The following is a 14,139-nucleotide window of genomic DNA, read 5'->3' on the forward strand; positions in this document are numbered from 1 at the left end:
TCATGAAATACACCCGCAAGGACGCCAAGACCCACGCCATGGCCACGATGAAGGGGATCTGGGCCGCCGCCCTGATGCCCTTCAAGGAGGATGGCGCCATCGACGAGGGTGGCTTTCGCGGCAATATGGAGCATTGGATCGAGGATCTCGGCATCGACGGTTTCTTCATCGCCGGCAAGCAGGGGGAATTCTTCTCGATGTCGGTCGATGAACGCAAGCGCTGCTTCGACATGGCGGTCGATGCCGCCGGCGGCCGGGCGCAGACGATCATGTCCTGTTCGGATCAGAACATGGATGTGGTGATTGATCTGGCCAAACATGCCCAGGCCTGCGGTGCCGATTACATCGTCGTGCATGCGCCGGTGCTGCATTTCCTCAAGGCGCAGGATGAAACCCTGATCCGCTATTACGAGACCATCGCCGAGAAGGTCGATATCGGCATGGCGCTGTGGTCGCATCCCGACAGCGGCTATCTGATGAGCCCGCAACTCTGCAACCGGCTGGCCGATATCGAAACCGTGGTGGCGATCAAATACTCCGTCCCGCGCGAGATGTATGTCGAACTGACCCGGCTGGCGTCCGACCGCATCAAGGTCTCCACCGCCTCCGAGGAGGAATGGCTCGACAACATCCTGGAACTGAGCTGGGATCTCTACCTGTGCTCGTCGCCGCCCTATCTGATCCAGACCGCCGTGGACCGGCGGATGCGCGACTATACCGACCTCGCCTTCGCCGGGAAGGCGGAACAGGCGCGACGGATCCGCGACAGCCTCGACCCGGTGCGGGCGGCGCTGAGAAACACCCGGCCGGCGGAAAAACCCCATGCGCATCAGAAATACTGGCAGGATCTGCTGGGCCAGACCGGTGGCCATGTTCGCCCGCCGATGCTGGAGCTGACCGAAGACGAGAAACGCGCGACACGGGCGGCCTTTGAGGGCTGCGGATTGAAAACCGCCTGAGGGCGGCACCCAAGGGGAGATAGGAAATGTCACGACTGGCCGCATTCAACTTCCAGAAATGGATCGACGAGCACAAGCACCTGCTGAAACCGCCGGTGGGCAACCAGCAGATCTGGAAGGATGCCGATCTGATGGTCACCGTGGTGGGCGGGCCGAACAAGCGCACCGATTACCATGACGATCCGGTCGAGGAATTCTTCTATCAGCTCAAGGGCGACATGCTGCTCAAGCTGCACGACACCGAGACCGGCGAATTCTATGACGTGCCGATCCGCGAGGGCGACATCTTCCTGCTGCCCGCCCATATGCGCCATTCGCCGCAGCGGCCGCAGGAGGGCTCGATCGGGTTGGTGATCGAACCGGCGCGGCCCGAAGGCGCACTGGACGCGATCGAATGGTATTGTTTCGACTGCAACGCCCTGGTGCATCGGTCGGAAACCGATCTGGAATCGATCGTCGACGATCTGCCGCCGATCTATGCCGCCTTCTATGCCGATGAGGCGGCGCGCACCTGCCCGAACTGCGGCGCGCTGCACCCGGGCAAGGAACCGCCCGAGGGCTGGGTCAAGCTTTGATCCCGGTCTCGCGGCGGCAGCGCCCCTGAAACTGCGGCGCGATCCCCGGTGGGAAGAAATATATGTCCAGGACCGAGGTTCGGCTTTACTCCTTCCCGGATACCGGGCCAAAAATACAAAAAAGACAGAACAACAATAGACAACAGAGAGGGAACACCATGAAACGCAACGGGACCAAATGGTCGCTTACCGGCCTGCTGGCCGGGATGGCGTTGGCCATCGCGGCACCGGCACGCGCCGAGGAGCCGGTGAAGATCGGCATGATCACCACCCTGTCCGGCGCTGCGGGTTATATCGGCGAGGATATCCGCGATGCCTTCCAGCTGGCGATGGATCAGGAAGGCGGCAAGCTGGGCGGCGTCCCGGTCGAGCTGCTGGTCGAGGACGACGGGTTCAAGCCCGGCAACGGCCGCCAGATCGCCGAAAAGTTCATGAATGACGAGAACGTCAAGATCCTGACCGGCATCATCTTCTCGAACATCGCCGGCGCCACGGTGCCCGATGTGGTCGACAATGACGCGATCTATATCAGCCCCAACGCAGCGCCCTCGAACATGGCGGGCAAGGACTGCAACGAGAATTACTTTGCCGTCGCCTGGCAGAACGACGCCCTGCACGAGGCGACCGGCGTCGCCGCCAAGAAGATGGGCTATAAGAATGCCTTCGTGCTGGCACCGAACTATCAGGCCGGCAAGGATGCCATCGCCGGCTTCAAGCACGGCTTCGGCGGCGAGATCGCCGGCGAGATCTATACCCAGCTTGGCCAGACCGACTATTCCGCCGAAATGGCCCAGATCCGCGCCGCCAATCCCGAGGTGGTGTTCCAGTTCCATCCGGGCGGCATGGGTATCGCCTTCATGCGCCAGTATCAGCAGGCCGGGCTGCTGGGCCAGATCCCGATGGTCCTGTCCGAGCCGGCCACCGATGGGGTGATCCTGAAGGCCGTGGGCGAGGCCGCCATCGGCATCAAGGGCACCGCGCATTGGAACTGGGATTTCGACAATGAGGCGAACAAGACCTTCGTCGCCGCCTGGCGCGCCAAATACGGCGATCGCCCGATCACCTATTACGCCAGCCAAAGCTATGACACTGCGCTGCTGATCGCCTCGGCGCTGAAGCAGACCGGTGGGGTCGATGATCTTGACGCCCTGCGCGAGGCGCTGCGCAAGGCCGATTTCCATTCGGTGCGCGGCAAGTTCAAGTTCGGCCCGAACCAGCATCCGATCCAGAACTGGTACATGGTGGATATCGAGATGGGCGAATTCGGCTATCCGATGACCGTCACCAAGGATCTGCTGATCGAGGATTACGGCGACAGCTATTCCGCGCTCTGCAAGATGTGATCTTCCCAACCAGTTCGGATCCCGTCGCGGTCCGGACCGGACCCCCGCGCCTCTGCGCGGGGGTCAGACGTGCAGAGATTGCTGGCAGGGACTGCTGAATGACGCTCATCATCGAACAACTTCTGAACGGGCTGCAGTATGGCGTGATGCTGTTTCTGCTGGCTGCGGGGCTCACCCTGATCTTCGGCATCATGGGGGTGATCAACCTGGCGCACGGATCGCTCTATATGGTGGGTGCCTTCGCCGGCACCTGGGTCGCGACCGAGACGGGCAGCTTCTGGGCCGGGATACCGGCCGCGCTGGTCGCCGCCATGCTGACCGGCTTCGTGATCGAGGCGGCGGTGGTGCGACGGCTCTATTCCCGCGATCACCTCGATCAGGTGCTGGCGACCTTCGCGCTGATCCTGATCTTCAACCAGATCATCGTTCTGATCTTCGGGCGTGCCCCGATCTATACCGCGCTGCCCGAGGCGTTTTCCAATTCCATCGAACTGATCCCGGGGCTGTCCTATCCGCCCTACCGGTTGCTGATCATCGTGGTGGGGCTCTTGGTGGCGGTCGGGCTCTGGGCGCTGATCAGCTATACCCGCATCGGCATGCTGGTGCGCGCCGGATCGACCAACCGCGACATGGTGCGCGCGCTCGGCGTCGACATCCGGCTGCTCTATACCTTTGTCTTCGGGCTGGGGGCGATGCTCGCAGGGCTGGCGGGCTTCATGACCGGGCCGCTGCTGGCGGTGCAGGTCGGTATGGGGGAACAGATCCTGCTGTCGACCTTCGTGGTGGTGGTGATCGGCGGTGTCGGCTCGATCAAGGGCGCCTTCGTCGCCGGCATCGGGCTGGGGGTGATCGACACCTGCCTGCGGGCCTTCCTGCCCGGGCTGCTGCGCGGTCTGATGCCAATTTCCGAGGCCGATGCGCTGGGGCTCGGCATTTCCTCGATGGGCATCTATCTGCTGATGGCGATTGTCCTGCTGGTCCGGCCCAAGGGCCTCTTCTCGGTGGGAGGGTGACGGCATGAGGCGTTTCATCCTGCCCGGGCTTCTGCTGCTGGCCTTCCTGCTGTTGCCGGTGCTGGCCGACATGCTGGGCCAGTCGGCACTGCGCACCATGGGCGCGCGGATCATGATCTATGCCATCGCCGCCGCCAGTCTGAACCTGATCCTCGGCTATGGCGGCATGGTCTCCTTCGGACACGCGGCCTTTTTCGGCATCGGCAACTATGTCGTCGGTATCCTCTATCACCATCACGCCAGCGGCGAGCCGCTCTGGGGCATCATCCCGGGATCGGACCAGATGCTGGTGACGCTCCCCGCCGCCATGCTGGTCGCCGGGATCATGGCCGCGATCATCGGGGCGCTGTCGCTCAGAACCTCGGGCGTGCAGTTCATCATGATCACGCTGGCCTTCGCGCAGATGATCTTCTTCCTCTTCGTCTCGCTCAAGACCTATGGCGGCGAGGACGGCATCATCGTGCGCCGCACCAACGAGGTGCCCTTTCTCAACATGAAGGACAAGACGACGGTCTATTACTTCATCTATGGGGTGGCGGTGCTCTATTTCCTGCTGCTCTGGCGGGTGATCAATTCCTCCTTCGGGACCATGCTGTCGGGTATCCGGCAGAACGAACGGCGGATGGCGGCGATGGGCATCTCGACCTATCGCTACAAGCTCTATGGTTTCGTCCTGGCGGGGATGAGCGCCGGACTGGCCGGCGGGCTGATGGCCAATCTGCTGCGCTTCGCCAGCCCCGACACCATGCATTGGACCAAATCGGGCGAGCTGATGATCATGGTGATCCTGGGCGGCGTCGGTACCTTCCTGGGGCCGATCCTGGGCTCAGTCGCCTTCCTGACGCTGGAGAATTACCTCGCCGCCTGGACCGAACATTGGCCGCTGATCCTTGGCCTCGTGCTGCTGGTGGTGGTGCTGGGCACCCAGGGTGGCATCAAGGCGCTGATCGACCGCATCTTCGGGGGGCGCATATGACTTCGATCCTCAATGTCGAAAACCTGGTCAAACGCTTCGGCGGGCTGATCGCGACCGACCATGTCTCGCTCGAGGTGAAGACCGGCGAGATCCACGCGCTGATCGGCCCGAACGGCGCCGGCAAGTCGACGCTGATCAATCAGCTCTGTGGCGAGCTGACCTCCGACAGCGGCCATATTCAGCTTGGCGGCCGCGACATCAGCCACGACAGCCCGGAAGACCGCGTGCATCTGGGGCTGGGGCGCACCTTCCAGATCACCAGCCTGCTCGAGGATTTCACCGTCCGCCAGAACGTCGGCATCGCGGTGCAGGCGCGCGACGGCGGCAATCTGCGGATCTGGGACCGCGTCACCAAGCGGCGCGCGCTCTGGGACGAGGCCGACGCGCGGATCGCCGACAGCGGCCTTGCCAGCCGGGCAGACACATTGGTGGCCGATCTGTCCCATGGCGAGAAGAAGCAGCTTGAACTGGTGATGGCGCTGGCCGGAAAGCCGCGGCTGCTGCTGCTCGATGAACCGATGGCTGGCCTGGGACATGCCGAAAGTCAGGAGATGATCGGCCTGCTCGACAGCCTGCGCGGCCATGTCTCCATGCTGCTGGTCGAACATGATATGGACGCGGTCTTTGCCCTGGCCGACCGGATTTCAGTGCTGGTCTACGGCCAGATCCTGATGACCGGCACGGCGGATCAGATCCGCAACGATCCGCGCGTGCGCGAAGCCTATCTGGGCGGGGAGGACGAGCTGTGCTGACGGTCACCAATCTGCAGGCCGGCTATGGTCAGAGCCAGGTGCTGTTCGACGTCTCGCTTGAAGTCAGGGATGGCGAACTGGTCACCCTGATGGGGCGCAACGGCATGGGCAAGACCACGACGATACGCACCATCATGGGGTTGCTCGCCCCCAAGGGCGGCACTGTCACCTTCGCCGGCCAGACCATCACCGGGGCGACGCCGGAACGGGTGGCGCGGCTGGGCGCGGGGCTGGTGCCCGAGGGACGGCAGATCTTCCGCACTCTCACGGTGCGCGAAAACCTGATCGCCACCGCCGCCAATCGCGGCAAGCGCCCCAACCCCTGGACGCTGGAGCGGGTCTATGAGCTGTTTCCGCGGATGCGCGAACGCGCCGATCAGTCGGCCGGCACCCTGTCGGGGGGCGAACAGCAGATGCTGGCGGTGGGCCGGGCGTTGATGACCAATCCGCGCCTGCTGATCCTCGACGAGGCGACGGAAGGGTTGGCGCCGGTGATCCGGGCCGAGATCTGGCGGGTGGTCGAATTGCTCAAGGCCGAGGGCCAGTCGATCCTGCTGATCGACAAGAACCTGGCGGTGCTGAAACGGCTGGCGGATCGCCATTATATCCTGGAAAAAGGGCGCACGGTCTGGAGCGGCGACGGTGCCGATCTCGACCGCGATCATGAGGAGGTACAGGGCTATGTCGGGCTTTGAGCTGCCGCTTTCGGCAGAGCTTTCGGGGGCGGCGCTGGACCGCGCCTATAACGCGCGCGCCACGGTCAGCATCGAGACCTTCGAGGCGATCACCCACCAGTATCGCGCCGTCTCGGACCGCGCGGCCGAAACCGTACCGGGCACGCTCGGCATCGTCTATGACGATTGCGGCGAGGCGCTGGATGTCTTCGCCGGCGGCCAGGGCGACGACCTGCGCCCGGCGGTGATCTTCATCCACGGCGGCTATTGGCGGGCGCTGTCGCGGCTCGACTCGCGGATGATGGCGCCGATGCTGGCCGGGCAGGGCATCGCCAGCGTGGTGCCCGACTATACGCTCGCCCCCAAGGCCAGCCTGCGCGAGATCGTGCGCCAGATGCGCGCCGCCTTCGCCTGGGTGTGGCGAAACGCCGCCAACCACGGCATCGACCGCAACCGCATCTATGTCACCGGCAGCTCTGCCGGCGGCCATCTGGCCGGTACGCTGCTGTCGGCGGGCTGGCAGGCGGCGTTCGATCTGCCGGCGGATGCCGTCGCCGGCGGGCTGCCGATCAGCGGGCTGTTCGATCTCGATCCGATCGCGCGCACCTTTCCGCAGGAATGGCTCGGGCTCGGCGCCGAGGATATCGCCGATCTCAGCCCGATCCGCACCATCGGCAAGCCGCATGCGCCGATGATCGCCGCCTATGCCCAACACGAGGCCTCGGGCTTTTCGCTGAACTCGCGCGCCTATGCGGCGGCCTGGGCGGCGGCGGGCGGCATGGCCGAGGTGCTGGAGATCGCCGACCGCAACCATTTCGACGTGCTCCTGGATTATTGCGACCCGGAGAGCGCGCTGTCGCAGGCGCTGCTGCGGCTGATCGCCAACGGGCGCTGATCAGCCGTTCAGGCGGTCAACCGTTCAACCGGTCGCGGATCGCGTCGAGCGTCCGGAGCAGAACCTCGTGCGCCCCGCCGTCGCGCAGCCCCTCGGTCATCTGCAGGCTGATGCTGCCCTTGGTCGCCAGCGAGTCCCGCTTGCGCGCCAGCGCCCCGGGCTTGCGCGTCATCGCCGCCAGGAATCCCGAAAAGAGCTGGGTGGTATAGAATTCCGCCTCCGCGTGCTCCCCGGTCTCGTCCCCCAGCCATTCCGCCCCGGTGGCCATCAGGTCGAGCAGGCCGGAGACCATGGCGCAGATGGCGAAATGCATGTTCAGCGCGCGTTCGTCCGGCACCTGGAACACGGTGTTTTCCGGCTCGAACAGCCGGTCGAGCACATCGGTCGACGGATAGGCCGGCAGCGGGCAGCCGCCCTGTTCCAGAAACCCGAGCGGGATGGTGATGGTGATATCCTCGGCCGGGGCGCACAGCGTCCTGAGCTTTGCCAGCGACACGCCCGCCATCACCGAGATGATGTGCTGGCCGGGACGAAACCTGAGATCTTGCAGAACCTCGGCGGCCAGATGAGGGCGCAGGCAGAGAAACACCACCTCGGAGCGGTCGATCACCTGCTGGTTCTGCGCCACCATCACCCCATGACCGGATTCGAGCGTCGCCGCGATATCGGCATTGCGGTCCGAGACGGTGATGTCATGGCCGGTGCCGGCCAGGAAGCGGACCATTGGCGCGGCGATCTGCCCGGTGCCGAGAAAGCCGATCCGATACATGCGGTCCTGTCTCCTTGTCCTGTCGCGCGGGGGATGGGCCGTCGGGCCTGCCTGCCTCTGCCGAGGGTTGAATCTCGGGGACACTAGCACCGCGAAACCTATTGGCGGAACCTGGATTTCTCGATGGCAAAGCAGGGTTACGCTCCTTGCATAGCAGGCCGCGAGCCCCTGGGGGGAGCCGCCCGATCGGCCGGCTGCTGCGCCTGCTATAGCCAAATCTTATCAGGGTGGTCGGCAAACGAAATGGCCTTGCGCCGGGGGCGGACGTAACCAGACCGCAAGACATTCCTGCCGGGAGGGCCCCCATGTCACAGAAGAAAACCGCGCTGGTGATCAGCGCACATGCCGCCGATTTCGTCTGGCGCTGCGGTGGCGCCATCGCGCTGCACCAGCAAATGGGCTATGAGGTGACCGTCGCCTGCCTGTCCTTCGGGGAGCGGGGCGAAAGCGCCAAGCTCTGGAAGCAGGAAGGCATGACCCTGGACAAGGTCAAGGCCGCCCGCAAGGAAGAGGCCGAGAATGCCGCCGCTGCGCTCGGCGTCAGCGATATCCGTTTCCTCGATCTGGGGGATTATCCGCTGAAGCTGGATGACGATGCCAAATATCGCATGGTCGACATCATTCGCGAAGTGCAGCCCAAGTGGATGATGAGCCATTCGAAATGGGATCCCTATAACACGGATCACATGTACACCACGCAGTTCGCGCTGGAATGCCGGATGATCGCCCAGGCCTGGGGCCACAATCCCGGGCAGAAGGTTCTGGGGGCGCCGCAGCTCTATCTGTTCGAGCCGCATCAGACCGAACAGATGGAATGGAAGCCGAACGTCTTCCTCGACATCACGCCGGTGTGGGACAAGAAGCGCGCCGCCATCGAGTGCATGCAGGGGCAGGAGCACCTGTGGAAATATTACACCAATGTGGCCGAGAACCGCGGCAACCATTTCCGCCGCAACTCCGGCGGTCAGGCCGGCGGCCGCGATTGCCGCTATGCCGAGGGGTTCCAGGCGATCTTCCCGCAAACCGTGGACGAACTGGCATGAGCCCGGTCGGCGTCGGCACCAAGGGCGTGGTGGTGCAGAACATCGACCGCGCCGATCCGGCGGTGGTCGCGGGGCTGGGGGCCTGCGGTGTCGCCACCGTGCACGAGGCGCAGGGTCGCAAGGGCCTGCTCGCCAGCTATATGCGGCCGATCCAGTCGGGCACTCGGCTGGCGGCCTCGGCCGTCACCATCTCGGCGCCGCCGGGCGACAACTGGATGGTGCATGTGTCGATCGAGCAGTGCCAGGCGGGCGATATCCTGGTGCTGGCGCCGACCAGCCCCTGCGAGGACGGCTATTTCGGCGATCTTCTGGCCACCTCGGCGCAGGCGCGCGGGGTCAAGGGGCTGATCATCGACGCCGGCGTCCGCGACCTGCGCGATCTGCGCGAGATGGAGTTCCCGGTCTGGTCGAAGGCGGTCTTCGCCCAAGGCACGGTGAAAGAGACATTGGGATCGGTCAACGTGCCCCTGATCTGCGCCGGCATGCTGATCAACCCGGGCGATGTGATCGTCGCCGATGACGACGGCGTCTGCGTCGTGCGTCGCGACGAGGCGGAGGCGGTGCTCGAGAAGGCCCGCGCCCGTGAGGCTGCCGAGACCGCCAAGCGCGCGAGGCTGGCGGCGGGCGAACTGGGGCTCGACATCTATGGCATGCGGGAGCGGCTGGCCGAGAAGGGCCTGAAGTACATCTGATCCCGCGCGGGGGCGGGAGGGGGCCAGCCCCCTCTTGGCCTGCGGCCAATTCACCCCCGCCGTATTTCAAACGAGAAGAAGCAGGGGGTGGAGATGAGTGACGGTATTCGCTGCATGTGGATGCGGGGGGGCACCTCGAAGGGCGGGTATTTCCTGGCCGAGGATTTGCCCGGCGAGGGGGCGGCGCGTGATGCGGCGCTGCTCGAGATCATGGGCAGCCCCGATCCGCGTCAGATCGACGGCATGGGCGGCGGCGATCCGCTGACCTCGAAGGTGGCGGTGGTCAAGCGATCCGAGCGCGACGGCGTCGATGTCGACTATCTGTTCTTGCAGGTCTTCGTCGATCGCGCGCTGGTTTCGGACGCGCAGAATTGCGGCAATATCCTGGCCGGCATCGGCCCCTTCGCCATCGAGCGCGGGCTGGTTGCGGCGCAGGACGGCGAAACGCCGGTGACGATCTTCATGGAGAACACCGGCCAGGTCGCGGTGGCCCGGGTGGCGACGCCGGGCGGCCTGGTGAGCTATCGCGGTGCGGCACGGATCGACGGGGTGCCCGGCACCTCGGCCGCGGTGCCGATCGCCTTTCGCGATACCGCCGGATCGAGCTGCGGCGCGCTGTTGCCGACCGGCAATGCGGTGGATGTGATCGAGGGCGTCGAGGTCACCATGATCGACAACGGCATGCCCTGCGTGGTGATGCGGGCCGAGGACATGGGGATCACCGGCGTGGAGAGCCCGGAGGAGCTGGAGGCCAACGAGGGCCTGCGCGCCCGGCTGGAGGCGATCCGCCTGGCCTGTGGTCCGTTGATGAATCTGGGCGATGTTGCCGACAAGTCGGTGCCGAAGATGACCATGGTCAGCGCGCCCCGCGACGGCGGCGCGATCTCGACCCGCACCTTCATCCCGCACCGCTGCCACAAGGCGATCGGTGTTCTGGGCGCGGTCAGCGTCGCCACCGCCTGTCTGATCGAGGGCACCCCCGCCCATGGGCTGGCGGAGACCGGCACGGGGGCCGAGCTGTCGCTGGCGGTCGAGCATCCGACCGGTGAAATGACCGTGGTGGCGAGGCTCGACGCGCAAGGCCTGGTGGCCGAGGCGGCGATTTTGCGCACTGCGCGCAAGCTGATGGACGGGCTGGTGTTTCCGCGGTGATCTGCTCACGGCCTTGTGCCCTTTGCCTCGGCCCCGAAACGGGGCTAAGGCGGAGGGAAAGCTGATGAGGAGAACCGTCATGAAGATCTGGGGCCGCGAGAATTCCACCAATGTCCGCAAGGTGCGCTGGTGCGCCGAGGAGCTTGGGCTTGAGTACGAGCTGATCCCGGCCGGCGGCGCCTTTGGCGTGGTCGGTACTCCGGAGTATCTGGCGAAGAACCCCAACGGCCTGGTGCCCTGTCTGGAAGACGATGGGCTGGTTCTGTGGGAATCGAACGCCATCGTCCGTTACCTTGCCCGCCGCTATGGGGCGGAGCCCTTTGCGCCCGCCGATCCGCGGCTCTGGGCGGTGGGCGACAAATGGATGGACTGGGCGTCGCTGTCCTTTGCCGGACCGTTTCGCGATCTGTTCTGGAACCTGGTGCGCTGCGCCCCGGACCGGCGCGACATGGCGGCGCTCGACGCTGGCGCGGCAGGCTGCGCGCGGCTGATGGCGATGGCCGATCAGGCGTTGAGGGAAGCGCCCTGGCTGTCGGGGGCGGAGTTCGGTATCGGGGATATCCCGCTGGGGCCGATCGCCTATGGCTGGTTCTCGCTGCCGATCGACCGGCCAGAGCTGCCAGCGCTGGAAGACTGGTACGCCCGGCTTCAGGCCAGACCCGCCTTTCGCAAGGCGGTGATGACGCCTTTGACCTGAGCGCGCCGCCGTTCACCGAAACATCCATTTTATGGGCCCGGGATCGGGCCAGACCCGGCCGGCGTCGGGCCGGCCCGCTTTCGCCTTGAGACTCGGGCGTGACCGTGAAAGCATGACGTCACTTTCCGGCAGGGGCGACGATGGCGAAACCCGAGGACAGCGGCGAGGGGGCGGGCGCCCGGGAGGAGAAGAGGAATACCTCTCTCCGGCTGGAGGGGCGAACGCTCAAGGCGCTGAAACTCCGGGCGGTCGAGGAGGGGACCAGCGTGCAGAAGATCGTGGAGCGGCTGATCGAGGACTATCTCAGTACAGGCGGTAAGGGGCGGGCATGATGCGCAAGATCGGGGAGAGTTTCCTGTTGTCGGGACGCTTGCGGGCAAAGGCGCTTGGCAAGGATATCGGCACGCTGCGGCTGTTGGCCGAGCCGGAGGGGCCGACCATCGACTTTGCCCTGCTCGACTGTTTCGACCGTCCCCTGGGCAAGTCTGGCCGGGCGCTGATCGAGGCGGATGGCAAGCTGGTCCTGCTCAGCTCCGACGAGGCGGGATGCCACCAGCCGGCGGCGCGCGGCGGCAATTTCGTCACCGATCTGCCCGCCGGGCCGCTGCGCGAGGCGCTGGCCGATCTGTCGCCCCTGCGCAGCCTGCTGGCGCTGGGGCGCGGGCGGATGGTGGCGCGGCGGGTGTCGCTTGTCGATGAGGAGGAGAAGACCCAAGCGCGCGCCTGGCTGCGGCGGCTGGAGCCCGAGGGCGGCGGCGATGTGGTCACCCTGGTTGAGCTGCAATATCTGCGCGGCTATGACAGCGCCTTCGATCAGCTGCGCCGCAGGCTGCGGGGGGCGGCACCGCATATCCCGCTTGCGGATCTGGCCAGCCAGCTTTTCCCGCAGGTCCCGATCTATGATCCGAAGCCGCAGGTTCCCTTTGCTCCGGACGAGCCGGCCGCCCGCGCCGCCGCCGCGCTGATCGGCGCCCATATCGCCGTGGCACGGCAGAACGAGGGCGGGGTGATCGCCGATATCGATACCGAATTCCTGCATGATTACCGTGTCAGCCTGCGCAAGGTCCGCTCGGTGCTGAGCCTGTTCAAGGGCGTCTATGACCTGGCGCTGAACGACGAGCTGAAGCGCGCCTTTTCCGATCTGATGGCGCCGACCGGGCGGCTGCGCGATCTTGATGTCTATCTGCTGGAGCGGGAGCTTTATTTCGATCTGCTGCCGCCGGCGCTGCATCCCGGGCTGGCCGCCATGTTCGCGCTGTTCACCGACGAGCGGCAGGGCGAGCAGGCGAAGCTGGCAGGCCGGTTCAGAACGCAGGCCTATGCTGATCAGATCATCCGCCTACAACGGGTCTTTGCCGATCCCGAGACGCTGGCGCCGGGGCCGATGGCCGACCGGCCGGTATTGGGCTATGCCAAGGGGCTGATCTGGAAGCGCTATCGCAAGGTCTGCAAACTGGCCGGCGCGATCACCGAGACGACGCCGGATCATCAGGTGCATGAGCTGAGGATCACCTGCAAGAAGCTGCGTTATCTGATGGAGTTCTTTGCCCCGCTGTTTCCGGGCAAGGAGATGGCGGCACTGATCAAGCCGTTGAAACGGATGCAGGACGCGCTTGGTCTATTCAATGATTACGGCGTCCAGCAGCAAAGCCTGCGCAGTTTTCTCGAGGCCCCCGGAGCGGCCAAGCGCGACCATGCGCTGGAGATGGCCCAAAGCGTTGGCGCTTTGATCGCCGTGCTGCATCGCCGGCAGTTGGAGCAGCGCGCGCGCCTGACCGAGGGTTTTGCGAGTTTCGACAGCGATCAGGTCCGGGCGCGTTTCGCCAAACTGTTTCATGACGGGGGGGAGACGGCATGAGGATCATCGCCTGTTACAGCAACAAGGGCGGCGTCGGAAAGACGGCGACGGCGGTGAACCTGGCCTATGCGGCTGCGACAAGCGGGCTCAGGACATTGCTCTGCGATCTCGACCCGCAGGGGGCCTCGGGGTTCTATTTTCGCGTCAAGCCGTCGAAACGGCTGAAGGATGACAGTTTCTTCAAGGACGAGGATCGCTTTGCCGACGCGATCCGCGGCAGCGATTTCGACAATCTCGACATCCTGCCGGCCAATATGTCCTATCGCGATTTCGACATCTTCCTGTCCCGGATGAAGAACAGCCACTCGCGTCTGAAAAAGACGCTGCGGGCGGTGGACGAGGAATATGACCTGATCCTGCTGGATTGCCCGCCGAATATCTCGGCGCTGTCCGAGAATGTCTTCAAGGCGGCCGATCGCATCGTGGTGCCGGTGATCCCGACCACCCTGTCGGAACGCACCTTTGAACAGCTTCTGACCTTTTTCGGCGATCACGACCTGGATCGCGGCAAGCTTTTGGCCTTTTTCTCGATGGTGCAGGCGCGCAAGACGCTGCATCACGACACGATGGAGAAAATGCGCGGCATTTATCCCGAGATTTTTCTCGCCACTGTCATCCCATTTTCATCTGAGATCGAAAAGATGGGTCTGCATCGTGCACCGGTCGCGGCCTATGCCAGCGGCCGCGCTGTGGCGCGCGCCTATGCCACGCTTTGGGGCGAGGTCGGCGCGCGGCTCTGAC

Annotated in this window: 16 protein-coding genes; 15 read left to right on the forward strand and 1 reads right to left on the reverse strand. The window is 64.9% G+C overall.

Translation table 11 applies throughout. The features are described 5' to 3' along the window. Positions 1-2 precede the first annotated feature (2 nt). From ACN0V4_RS10570 to ACN0V4_RS10605, 8 genes are all read left to right on the forward strand, one after another. Positions 3-959, forward strand: coding sequence for a dihydrodipicolinate synthase family protein (locus ACN0V4_RS10570; RefSeq protein ID WP_417675816.1), 957 nt, complete (start codon positions 3-5; stop codon positions 957-959). 26 nt (positions 960-985) lie between these two features. Continuing rightward, positions 986-1,534, forward strand: a complete 549-nt coding sequence (locus ACN0V4_RS10575) for a 3-hydroxyanthranilate 3,4-dioxygenase (RefSeq protein WP_417675818.1) — start codon at positions 986-988, stop codon at positions 1,532-1,534. 158 nt (positions 1,535-1,692) lie between these two features. Further along, a complete protein-coding gene (locus tag ACN0V4_RS10580; protein WP_417675820.1) occupies positions 1,693-2,877 on the forward strand; it encodes an ABC transporter substrate-binding protein in 1,185 nt (394 codons plus the stop codon). A 98-nt stretch (positions 2,878-2,975) separates the two neighbouring features. Beyond that, the gene (locus ACN0V4_RS10585) at positions 2,976-3,890 is read left to right on the forward strand and encodes a branched-chain amino acid ABC transporter permease (protein ID WP_417675822.1); all 915 of its coding nucleotides are present in this window, start codon (positions 2,976-2,978) and stop codon (positions 3,888-3,890) included. A 4-nt stretch (positions 3,891-3,894) separates the two neighbouring features. Then, positions 3,895-4,866 carry a branched-chain amino acid ABC transporter permease gene (locus ACN0V4_RS10590; protein WP_417675824.1) on the forward strand — a complete coding sequence of 324 codons (972 nt, stop codon included), beginning with the start codon at positions 3,895-3,897 and terminating at the stop codon, positions 4,864-4,866. Further along, positions 4,863-5,618 (forward strand): ABC transporter ATP-binding protein, encoded by a 756-nt coding sequence (locus ACN0V4_RS10595; protein WP_417675826.1) that lies wholly within the window; start codon positions 4,863-4,865, stop codon positions 5,616-5,618. The genes ACN0V4_RS10590 and ACN0V4_RS10595 overlap by 4 nt, the downstream gene beginning before the upstream one ends. Next, on the forward strand, positions 5,612-6,313 hold the full coding sequence (locus ACN0V4_RS10600) for an ABC transporter ATP-binding protein (RefSeq protein WP_417675828.1): 702 nt from the start codon (positions 5,612-5,614) through the stop codon (positions 6,311-6,313). Before ACN0V4_RS10595 ends, ACN0V4_RS10600 begins: the two co-directional genes overlap by 7 nt. Continuing rightward, positions 6,300-7,187 carry an alpha/beta hydrolase gene (locus tag ACN0V4_RS10605; protein ID WP_417675830.1) on the forward strand — a complete coding sequence of 296 codons (888 nt, stop codon included), beginning with the start codon at positions 6,300-6,302 and terminating at the stop codon, positions 7,185-7,187. Before ACN0V4_RS10600 ends, ACN0V4_RS10605 begins: the two co-directional genes overlap by 14 nt. 16 nt (positions 7,188-7,203) lie before the next feature. Here ACN0V4_RS10605 and ACN0V4_RS10610 read toward each other — a convergent pair whose 3' ends face one another. After that, on the reverse strand, positions 7,204-7,956 hold the full coding sequence (locus ACN0V4_RS10610) for an NAD(P)-binding domain-containing protein (RefSeq protein WP_417675832.1): 753 nt from the start codon (positions 7,954-7,956) through the stop codon (positions 7,204-7,206). Between the two features lie 305 nt (positions 7,957-8,261). Between ACN0V4_RS10610 and ACN0V4_RS10615 the strand changes: the two genes are divergently transcribed. The 7 genes from ACN0V4_RS10615 (at position 8,262) to ACN0V4_RS10645 (ending at position 14,138) form a co-directional block, all read left to right on the forward strand. After that, positions 8,262-8,999 carry a PIG-L deacetylase family protein gene (locus tag ACN0V4_RS10615; RefSeq protein WP_417675834.1) on the forward strand — a complete coding sequence of 246 codons (738 nt, stop codon included), beginning with the start codon at positions 8,262-8,264 and terminating at the stop codon, positions 8,997-8,999. After that, on the forward strand, positions 8,996-9,691 hold the full coding sequence (locus ACN0V4_RS10620) for a 4-carboxy-4-hydroxy-2-oxoadipate aldolase/oxaloacetate decarboxylase (RefSeq protein WP_417675836.1): 696 nt from the start codon (positions 8,996-8,998) through the stop codon (positions 9,689-9,691). Before ACN0V4_RS10615 ends, ACN0V4_RS10620 begins: the two co-directional genes overlap by 4 nt. Before the next feature lie 93 nt (positions 9,692-9,784). Further along, positions 9,785-10,843, forward strand: coding sequence for a 4-oxalomesaconate tautomerase (locus tag ACN0V4_RS10625; RefSeq protein WP_417675838.1), 1,059 nt, complete (start codon positions 9,785-9,787; stop codon positions 10,841-10,843). Between the two features lie 79 nt (positions 10,844-10,922). Beyond that, on the forward strand, positions 10,923-11,540 hold the full coding sequence (locus ACN0V4_RS10630) for a glutathione S-transferase family protein (protein WP_417675840.1): 618 nt from the start codon (positions 10,923-10,925) through the stop codon (positions 11,538-11,540). Positions 11,541-11,680: 140 nt separating this feature from the next. Further along, a complete protein-coding gene (locus tag ACN0V4_RS10635; RefSeq protein WP_417675842.1) occupies positions 11,681-11,872 on the forward strand; it encodes a hypothetical protein in 192 nt (63 codons plus the stop codon). Continuing rightward, positions 11,869-13,398, forward strand: coding sequence for a CHAD domain-containing protein (locus tag ACN0V4_RS10640; RefSeq protein WP_417675844.1), 1,530 nt, complete (start codon positions 11,869-11,871; stop codon positions 13,396-13,398). Before ACN0V4_RS10635 ends, ACN0V4_RS10640 begins: the two co-directional genes overlap by 4 nt. Next, positions 13,395-14,138 carry a ParA family protein gene (locus ACN0V4_RS10645; RefSeq protein ID WP_417675846.1) on the forward strand — a complete coding sequence of 248 codons (744 nt, stop codon included), beginning with the start codon at positions 13,395-13,397 and terminating at the stop codon, positions 14,136-14,138. The genes ACN0V4_RS10640 and ACN0V4_RS10645 overlap by 4 nt, the downstream gene beginning before the upstream one ends. Position 14,139 lies beyond the last annotated feature (1 nt).

Origin of the sequence: Pseudodonghicola sp. (genome assembly GCF_048268305.1) — a bacterium.
GTDB lineage: Bacteria > Pseudomonadota > Alphaproteobacteria > Rhodobacterales > Rhodobacteraceae > Pseudodonghicola.

Coding starts and splice junctions, on each gene's coding strand:
- ACN0V4_RS10575 (WP_417675818.1), top strand. CDS start 986: ATGTCACGACTGGCCGCATTCAACTTCCAGAAATGGATCGACGAGCAC.
- ACN0V4_RS10590 (WP_417675824.1), top strand. CDS start 3,895: ATGAGGCGTTTCATCCTGCCCGGGCTTCTGCTGCTGGCCTTCCTGCTG.
- ACN0V4_RS10615 (WP_417675834.1), top strand. CDS start 8,262: ATGTCACAGAAGAAAACCGCGCTGGTGATCAGCGCACATGCCGCCGAT.
- ACN0V4_RS10580 (WP_417675820.1), top strand. CDS start 1,693: ATGAAACGCAACGGGACCAAATGGTCGCTTACCGGCCTGCTGGCCGGG.
- ACN0V4_RS10620 (WP_417675836.1), top strand. CDS start 8,996: ATGAGCCCGGTCGGCGTCGGCACCAAGGGCGTGGTGGTGCAGAACATC.
- ACN0V4_RS10635 (WP_417675842.1), top strand. CDS start 11,681: ATGGCGAAACCCGAGGACAGCGGCGAGGGGGCGGGCGCCCGGGAGGAG.
- ACN0V4_RS10585 (WP_417675822.1), top strand. CDS start 2,976: ATGACGCTCATCATCGAACAACTTCTGAACGGGCTGCAGTATGGCGTG.
- ACN0V4_RS10570 (WP_417675816.1), top strand. CDS start 3: ATGAAATACACCCGCAAGGACGCCAAGACCCACGCCATGGCCACGATG.
- ACN0V4_RS10630 (WP_417675840.1), top strand. CDS start 10,923: ATGAAGATCTGGGGCCGCGAGAATTCCACCAATGTCCGCAAGGTGCGC.
- ACN0V4_RS10645 (WP_417675846.1), top strand. CDS start 13,395: ATGAGGATCATCGCCTGTTACAGCAACAAGGGCGGCGTCGGAAAGACG.
- ACN0V4_RS10625 (WP_417675838.1), top strand. CDS start 9,785: ATGAGTGACGGTATTCGCTGCATGTGGATGCGGGGGGGCACCTCGAAG.
- ACN0V4_RS10610 (WP_417675832.1), bottom strand. CDS start 7,956: ATGTATCGGATCGGCTTTCTCGGCACCGGGCAGATCGCCGCGCCAATG.
- ACN0V4_RS10605 (WP_417675830.1), top strand. CDS start 6,300: ATGTCGGGCTTTGAGCTGCCGCTTTCGGCAGAGCTTTCGGGGGCGGCG.
- ACN0V4_RS10595 (WP_417675826.1), top strand. CDS start 4,863: ATGACTTCGATCCTCAATGTCGAAAACCTGGTCAAACGCTTCGGCGGG.
- ACN0V4_RS10640 (WP_417675844.1), top strand. CDS start 11,869: ATGATGCGCAAGATCGGGGAGAGTTTCCTGTTGTCGGGACGCTTGCGG.